This is a genomic window from Providencia sp. PROV_01 (assembly GCF_053098325.1).
In genome coordinates this window covers 114,819-122,057 of sequence record NZ_JBRFKD010000001.1, presented here as the reverse complement: position 1 = coordinate 122,057, position 7,239 = coordinate 114,819, and the positions used below count along the sequence as shown (strand labels likewise).

Below are 7,239 nucleotides of genomic sequence, written 5' to 3'. Positions count from 1 at the left end.
AGTATGATAACGTTATATTATCGAATTAAAACATTATTTCACAAGTTACTTGATTCTAAAAATGTAACTTTCTGTATTATTTAATGTACCTTTATTAAGAAATATATAGATATATAGGTTAATGAAATGATTAATTTCATTATAACTACCATAGTTAAATTCTAATTATCATTTAATCTAATAGACCTGATTTGTAGTTTTACATTAGAAACCTATACAGATTTCATCTAACGATACTATTGAATTATTTTTTTATTTATTAGCATGTTATTTCATTATCAACATTGACCTCATATTTTTAAAGCTCTTACCGACATCATCCGCCCGAAGGGCTGTAGACGGCAAACAGTGTGTCAGAGAACAATATTAGGTTAGGGCCGTCGAGACCCGCGTTAGCGGTATTAGGTTGTTTAATTCCCCTATCTATCCCCTGTCCTAGTTAAGCCTAGTGAAATTAAAACGATAATTTGATTTCCTTGCCCCTTTGAAAAACGCAGTGAGACGGACGAGAGGCGTAGCCTCGATGAACGGCTGTAGCTGCGCGTTAAGGTGGCCTATGGCCAGCTTTACGGGGGCAATGGCACGGTGCGGAAGCTATGTTCTGAGCGACAGCCATTTATGGCTTGTAAGCGAAGGCTTTATTGACTTTATCTCTTTAGAGCGTGCGGCTTGAAAAAGCAGAGCCGCAACTCCTTATTTATAAGGTCGTTTAGTTCAGAACCTAAAAACGAATTTAACTGTAAAAGACCAATACCCTTCGAAGGTAATTGGAGAAGAAAACAACATTCGAAGTTAATGGGATAAATAAAGAACGAATTTGTTGGTGCCTTCATTATCGGGATGAATGAGAAGCATAAAGTGACAAGAATTTCGCTTAAAAAATAAGAGAACCAAATTTAGGGTGAACAGAACCCCCGCCAATTAAGACAGTAATTTAAAAAGAAGGATTAGGCGTCAGGTAAATGCGCTAGATAGTAAAGATAAATCGCCTGGCCTTGAATACTCGGGTATAACGCTTTCATTTCACGCTCAAATGCCATAACCGCGGCTATCGGTTGTGTCACTCGCCACGCTTCAAAACGCCGCCATGCCGCATGCTCCGGACTTTCTGGCGCGCGGGTACTTTGCGCTAAAGCTTTCTTTTCCTTCAACGCCTTCGCTAAATGTTTTTTCTCTTGTTTGAGTGCATCATCTTCCCCAATCACAAGTGTTTTGAGCTTGTTAAGTAAGTTGCGAAGCTTGTGCTTATTATCGAGGGATGCCACATTTGCACGGGCGAGCCGTAACACATGCTGCGCATACCGTTTTTGGTAGCTCTCTTTTAATCCCTTCTTTTCCATCCAGCGACTAAAGCTGGATACCACACCCCGCAGCTCCAACGGTGAAAAACCGAGTCCATGAAAAAACTCCGGACGTATCCAAATCCGCATCGCTTTGTATTGCTTGGCTTCGATATCAAAATCGCGGTCAATCACAATGAGTTTGGCTTGCTCCCAATCACGCAGTGCATGCAATATCGGGTCGTAACTTTTACGCCCACTATCATAGCGATACAGTTGACCACACAACTCTGCCAACTTCTCCACTGAGCACATCACTTCGAATAATGCATCACTTTCTGGGTTGTAATCCGCATAGGCAATCATTGCCATCGCTAACGCACCAAAGGTTTCTCGACGCTCTGAGCGCACCGATATCCGCTGCTTTCGGCTATAACGCAGTTGGTAAATATGCGGGTTGCGATTCCAGTCATGCCGTTTTAACGCCGCGGCAAAACGACGTACGGGCACCAGTTTAGGTAATTCGCCTAAAAATTTTGGTGTGTAATGTCGATGAATTTTACCGACAGGACAAGGAATTACAGAAATTGAGGTCTCATTAGACATGCATCTCCGCACTTATGTTGTACGGAAGGAGTTGAATTTTTTTGCGCATAATTCTATACTCCCCATTAGGAGTTCAACATTACCCCTAACAGAATTGTTCTGATGACCCCTGATAATCTTTCAGTCCGCCAAGATAGAGAAGATTACAGGGGTTTTCTATTTGTGGGTTCCCAGCACATTTCGTGTGTTACATCCCATGTCTTGCCACCTTATAGCGTGGTCACTTTAGGCTTAATTTCTTTTATTCTTTATTTATATTATCAAAATACGTCTGCATTACAGTTTGAATTGTTTCATCTAGTTTTTCCTGTAATTGTTTTGGCATACGATTAAATTCGTAACTAAATCCTCGATCCTTTACTCGTTTTCTGGCATAAGTATTCTTATCTTCAAAACCCCAAAGTTGTTTTATTGTCACTTCATTTTTTTTATTTTTAGAGACTAACTGATCTGTAATATTTTTTAATGTAGTTAAAATTGTTTTCTTTAACTCATCAGGTGCTATTTTGTTTATGTCTATTAGTCTTTCAATTCTTTCATTAACGTCATTAATGATGTCTTGCTTAATAAGCTTTTTTGAATCAATGAGTTGGTCTATAGTAAGCAGTAATTTATAATCGCTATAAGACAATTCAGATTGAACAGGGAATAATGCAATAATGTCATCTGTTACCGAAGCTGCTTGAATTGCTCGAGTAACCTTTGCCGCTGATAAATTCTCAAAAAGAGCAATTTCTTTTTGTGACATCCCCTTCTCTCGTAACTTTAAAAGCCGCAGTCCAACTTCTCTTAAGTTATGTTCTTTTGAAGTTTGAATATCGAGAGCCAATTGCCTGGCATCATCATTACTGATTTCTGAATCAGTGACTAAAACAGATAATCCAACATGACATAATAAAGCAGCGGCACGTCGTCTTGAGCCATCTAAAATTTCGATTTTTCCATTTATTTTGTGACCAATAGCAGGAAAAAATTGTTGTAACTTAATGGTTCTTGTAATATCCGCTAGTGACTCTGGCGTTAATGCGTTTTGATCTCGACCATTAACTAAGAACCTTACAAAAGTTTTCTCTGCTAATTCATCGGCAGGAATGTCAGTCAAATAAAAAATAGCTGACTTACCTGATTTAAGCATAAAACGTTGTGAGTGCTTTTGATCCGTTGCTAAATGCGTTAACGTTGAGGCACTCAACGTTCTTCCGATAGTTTTTCTTTTAGTTTGCATAATAACCTCTATTCATGCGAAGAAATTCCACCCGATCAAAAACAGCTTTAGAGAAGTCTTCCGCAGCAATTTTTGCACTTTTTAACGCTTCAGCACTGCCAATGTATGTGGCTGGATTAGCAGAAACAACCGTGTCAAATGATTCGCCGCAACGTTCAAACCCATCGAGTCTTGGCAAGGCAACATCTAACATATCTCCACCAAAAATTTCCTTTGCTAAACTATGGCATAATTTATGATCTGTTTTATTGACTAATTTAGACATAAACCCAATGTTACTGATCAAATTAACGCTTACCCCCGTTGATTCTATCAAGTCAATGAGCTCGGGTAAGCGAGTTAAATATTTTAATGTTGAGTGAAAATCAACTTGTGCAGGTGGTACCGGCGTCATTAAGATATCTGCTGCTGCGATTGCATTAGATAAAAAAGCATCAAGATGAGGACCACTATCAATAAAAATAAAATCATAATCTTGCTTAATTTTATTGATAATATTCTCACGTAAAACAGTATAAATATTATGCCCAGGTAAATGTTCCGCACACAATAACTCCCATTGAGATGCAATAAATGCATCTTCAATAGACGCTGGGATAACATCTACGCCTTGTACAACAGAAGGTAAAATAAACTCGTTAAATAATTCCTCACGGCTAACATTCTGTAACATTGCTTGAGCGGCAGTTGTATCAACAGTTCCAATAGATTGCATATGATCCAAAAACATCGTCGCAGATGCCTGAGGGTCAAGATCTATCACTAAGATCCTAAGATCCTCATATATAAGATGAGGGTGCGTACGTAATGCATGCGCTAATGATACTGTACTGACGGTTTTTGATACCCCTCCCTTTAAATTACCAACAAAAAAAGTAAACGCTTCAGAATAACGATCACGGTATTTTGGTACACCGCGGTGATGATAAATATCGATAATATTTTGGATCGTCATCGCATATTTTGATGCTGTCCCGGCTTGTCTTTTCTCAAACAAGTATCCATCATTCTCCATTTCATTGACGGCATAATCGACACTAGCTCGAGTAAGTTTAGGCAATTTAGCGACCGCAGCTTTAGAGTAAACTTGATAATAAGTCGTTTCATTGAGTTCTTCTTTTTGCGATTGAACTTGAGATGTCAATGACTGTAACAATCTTACAGAACGGCTTGCAATTTTGTTGAACTGATTATTTACCCTAACCATGCTAGATAATCTCCGTATGCAGCATTCTTAACTAGAAAGAATAATCCTACATAAGTTAGATATTGTAAACAACCTTTTCAGAATTATTTTATCCCCATCAAGAAATAAACAATAAGTTATTGATAAATATATGTTTAATTATAAAAACGGGAATTTATTTCAGCCTGAAATCGCCAATATTAATAGATCTTAGGAAAATTAAAATTAAGAAGATATTTTATATTTAGTAAAAAAATTACTAATATTAAAATTAAATAAGTAAATATTTATTATTTTAATATTAATTTACTTATGTAATATTATTCTTTAAAAATCACTCTCCCCATCATTTGAGTTACTATAATTTATTGATTTTTATCATAATTATTAAATTTCAACTGAGTATTTCAATCTGAAATCACCATGATATTGAAAATATAATTTCCAATATAGTTATCTAAAAGAAATATCAAAATGCAACATCGTATCTAGAGTGAATATTTTCGTATATATATCTGTAGAACTTGACTTTTTATGTCCTAAATATGCTTGGATGACCTTCATCGGGACACCATTAAAAATGAGGTGCATCGCAAAACTGTGCCGAAATGTTTTGCAAGTGATCGGATTAACAACATATGAAGCACCATTCACTTCCGCTTGTTCAACCGCAGAACGTAACCAATTTCGGACCGTGTTATCACTTTGGATTGGCCAAATCTGGCTTTGATTCTTCAACCGCATCGTCGCAAAGTAACTTTTCATCAATTGCACATATTGAGGATCAAAGAGTGCAACAATCCGTTTAGGCCGAGATTTAACCTTGGTTTGACCAACGCTTGTTTGCCTTTCCCGCTGCTTGAGCGTCCTTAACACCACAAAAGGAGTTTCTTCATCTAAGTAAAAATCTCCTTTCGTTAATGCCAACGCTTCATGGATACGAGCGCCCGTATTCCATAACGTATCAATCAACGTACGCTGATGCAGATCGGGAATAAATTGTAAAAGTTGATTCACTTCTGGGGCCAATAAATATTTTGGACAATCTAACTCTGCTGCAATGGCCAAATTTCGTAATTGTCGCGCACGCTCTAGATAACCATTTTGTAAAAGGGCTTGAGATTGTCGCTGTAAAATTGATTTACCACTTTCAGGTTTGACCGGAAAAAAAGCAGACATAATACATTACCTTAATAATCACTATACTTATAGTTACCTTTAATATTATCGTCTATTGAAATTAAAAGTGACGCGGTAACAGAAAAATCGCGCACACGCGCATGACGATCATCGGATCCTTTCACCTTTTAGAGCCGATTTTTAACTCTGCTGAATTTAGGTATTATTGCGTTTTTTCCCTTAAACCGCAATAAGTTACATAACACGGATAATATTAATCATTCAAAAAAACAAGATATAGTGAAGATCCTCATAACGATCATACTAAATAAGGGAAAATAAGCGAAATACATCATTTGCGGAGAATGACGATAAAGCGCAATAATAAAAAACAAGAAGGATTGGTCAAAAAACAGGCTTCACAAAACCTATTAGGAGAGGATTTCTAACCACTTCTAATGTGATTCATTAAATAATGATAAAAATGGCTTAAAATTGATTATAGAGAGATTTAGCTATATTAAGGCTTTTTGACGAAAAATAAGGTAGGATTTACAACCAACAAGGATTTAAGTTAATAACGAGCTTTTTAAGACACCACGGTGTGAAGATAAATAATAATTACTATCTAGGCTGTACAGCTGATGTAAAAATGGCAATTAGTGGTTCAAGATCCAGATAAACACCAGCAATATTCGCATCTATCCAATCATTCTGAGAGATAGTGGGCCACGTTATTTCATAGCCTAGTACAAAAAGCATCTCTTCAAAAAAGAATCGTAATGTACGTCCATTTCCTTCTCTAAAAGGATGGAGTAGATTAAGTTCACAGAATAAATTTGCTAAATCTTTAACTAAATCAGTAAGATGAGTATGATCTGCAAGTTGTGGGATGTTATTAAAAAGCTTTATTGCTTCAGGTTCGATCCTTGAAAAAGTACAAAAGCGGGTATTACCTTTTGAAATATCCACTTTCCTAATCTTACCTGCCCACTCATAAACATCTTGAAAAAGATAAAGATGTAAAAATTTTAAATGAGAAAAATTAAATTGAGAAATATCAGATTTATCACCTTGATATGAAAGATATCTCTCTGTTGTAAAGGCTATTTCGGCCTCTTCAAGAACTTCTACATCGCGTATGTTAAGCAAATTAATAAGAACGTCAGTGCCTGAATAACAGTATATATCCTGACTGATACCATATTTATCGCGCATATTTACGTTTTAGCTCTGGAATAGACAGTTTTTTTTCTTTATTTTTCAAAGACAAACCTTCATAAGAAAGACTTGTTTTGTAGTTATCCAAAGATGTAACAAATTTTTCTTTAGTCACTAATACAGGTGTTCTCATAGTTTCCCTCTTCAAAATAACATTTAAATGTTCTCGTATAGTACCAAGTATAACACAAGATAGAAAATTTTTTAATTGTAAATATTATTAACTTTATGTGGTTTTAATCTTAACATTTTTTAATATGCTAAAAAATAAATAAATCTAAATTATCATTCCCTTTCAAGAAAAAAAATATTATTGATTAATATCATGCTTTATTCTAAAAAAAACATAAACTAAATATATTGATCATTTCAAAAATTTTTAAAAATAAGCCGAACTTTGTCATGCTGTCATTTTTAATGATACATCAGTCATTATATTTACTATTAAAGATTTATATTATTGATTTTTCTTCATTAACTATCAAAAATCTTAACGATAAATATATTTCACAGATATTCTTAACAGAAGAATCTATTGATAAACGCAATATTCCAATGATAAGGTGTAGATCTGTTTGTCAACACTCCTATATTCGAAATTT

6 protein-coding genes are annotated in these 7,239 nt (G+C 35.4%); all 6 read right to left on the bottom strand.

The annotated features are described in order from the left end of the window. Positions 1 to 947: 947 nt before the first annotated feature. Positions 948 to 1,886, bottom strand: a complete 939-nt coding sequence (locus ACU696_RS00620) for a RepA family replication protein (protein ID WP_110592998.1) — start codon at positions 1,884 to 1,886, stop codon at positions 948 to 950. Positions 1,887 to 2,127: 241 nt separating this feature from the next. Further along, entirely contained in the window at positions 2,128 to 3,111 is a 984-nt protein-coding gene (locus ACU696_RS00615) for a ParB family protein (RefSeq protein WP_110592997.1), read from the bottom strand. Beyond that, entirely contained in the window at positions 3,101 to 4,318 is a 1,218-nt protein-coding gene (locus ACU696_RS00610) for an AAA family ATPase (protein ID WP_110592996.1), read from the bottom strand. Before ACU696_RS00610 ends, ACU696_RS00615 begins: the two co-directional genes overlap by 11 nt. Positions 4,319 to 4,750: 432 nt before the next feature. Beyond that, the gene (locus tag ACU696_RS00605) at positions 4,751 to 5,476 is read right to left on the bottom strand and encodes a tyrosine-type recombinase/integrase (RefSeq protein ID WP_110592995.1); all 726 of its coding nucleotides are present in this window, start codon (positions 5,474 to 5,476) and stop codon (positions 4,751 to 4,753) included. 564 nt (positions 5,477 to 6,040) lie between these two features. After that, positions 6,041 to 6,634: a Fic/DOC family protein gene (locus ACU696_RS00600; protein ID WP_209102826.1), complete on the bottom strand. Its 594-nt coding sequence runs from the start codon at positions 6,632 to 6,634 to the stop codon at positions 6,041 to 6,043. Next, positions 6,624 to 6,770, bottom strand: a complete 147-nt coding sequence (locus ACU696_RS00595; RefSeq protein WP_181420530.1) for a hypothetical protein — start codon at positions 6,768 to 6,770, stop codon at positions 6,624 to 6,626. The genes ACU696_RS00600 and ACU696_RS00595 overlap by 11 nt, the downstream gene beginning before the upstream one ends. Between the last annotated feature and the right edge of the window lie 469 nt (positions 6,771 to 7,239).

Bases quoted from the DNA above. Each gene is read 5' to 3' on its own strand.
- ACU696_RS00620 (WP_110592998.1), bottom strand. From the start codon at position 1,886: ATGTCTAATGAGACCTCAATTTCTGTAATTCCTTGTCCTGTCGGTAAA.
- ACU696_RS00615 (WP_110592997.1), bottom strand. From the start codon at position 3,111: ATGCAAACTAAAAGAAAAACTATCGGAAGAACGTTGAGTGCCTCAACG.
- ACU696_RS00610 (WP_110592996.1), bottom strand. From the start codon at position 4,318: ATGGTTAGGGTAAATAATCAGTTCAACAAAATTGCAAGCCGTTCTGTA.
- ACU696_RS00605 (WP_110592995.1), bottom strand. From the start codon at position 5,476: ATGTCTGCTTTTTTTCCGGTCAAACCTGAAAGTGGTAAATCAATTTTA.
- ACU696_RS00600 (WP_209102826.1), bottom strand. From the start codon at position 6,634: ATGCGCGATAAATATGGTATCAGTCAGGATATATACTGTTATTCAGGC.
- ACU696_RS00595 (WP_181420530.1), bottom strand. From the start codon at position 6,770: ATGAGAACACCTGTATTAGTGACTAAAGAAAAATTTGTTACATCTTTG.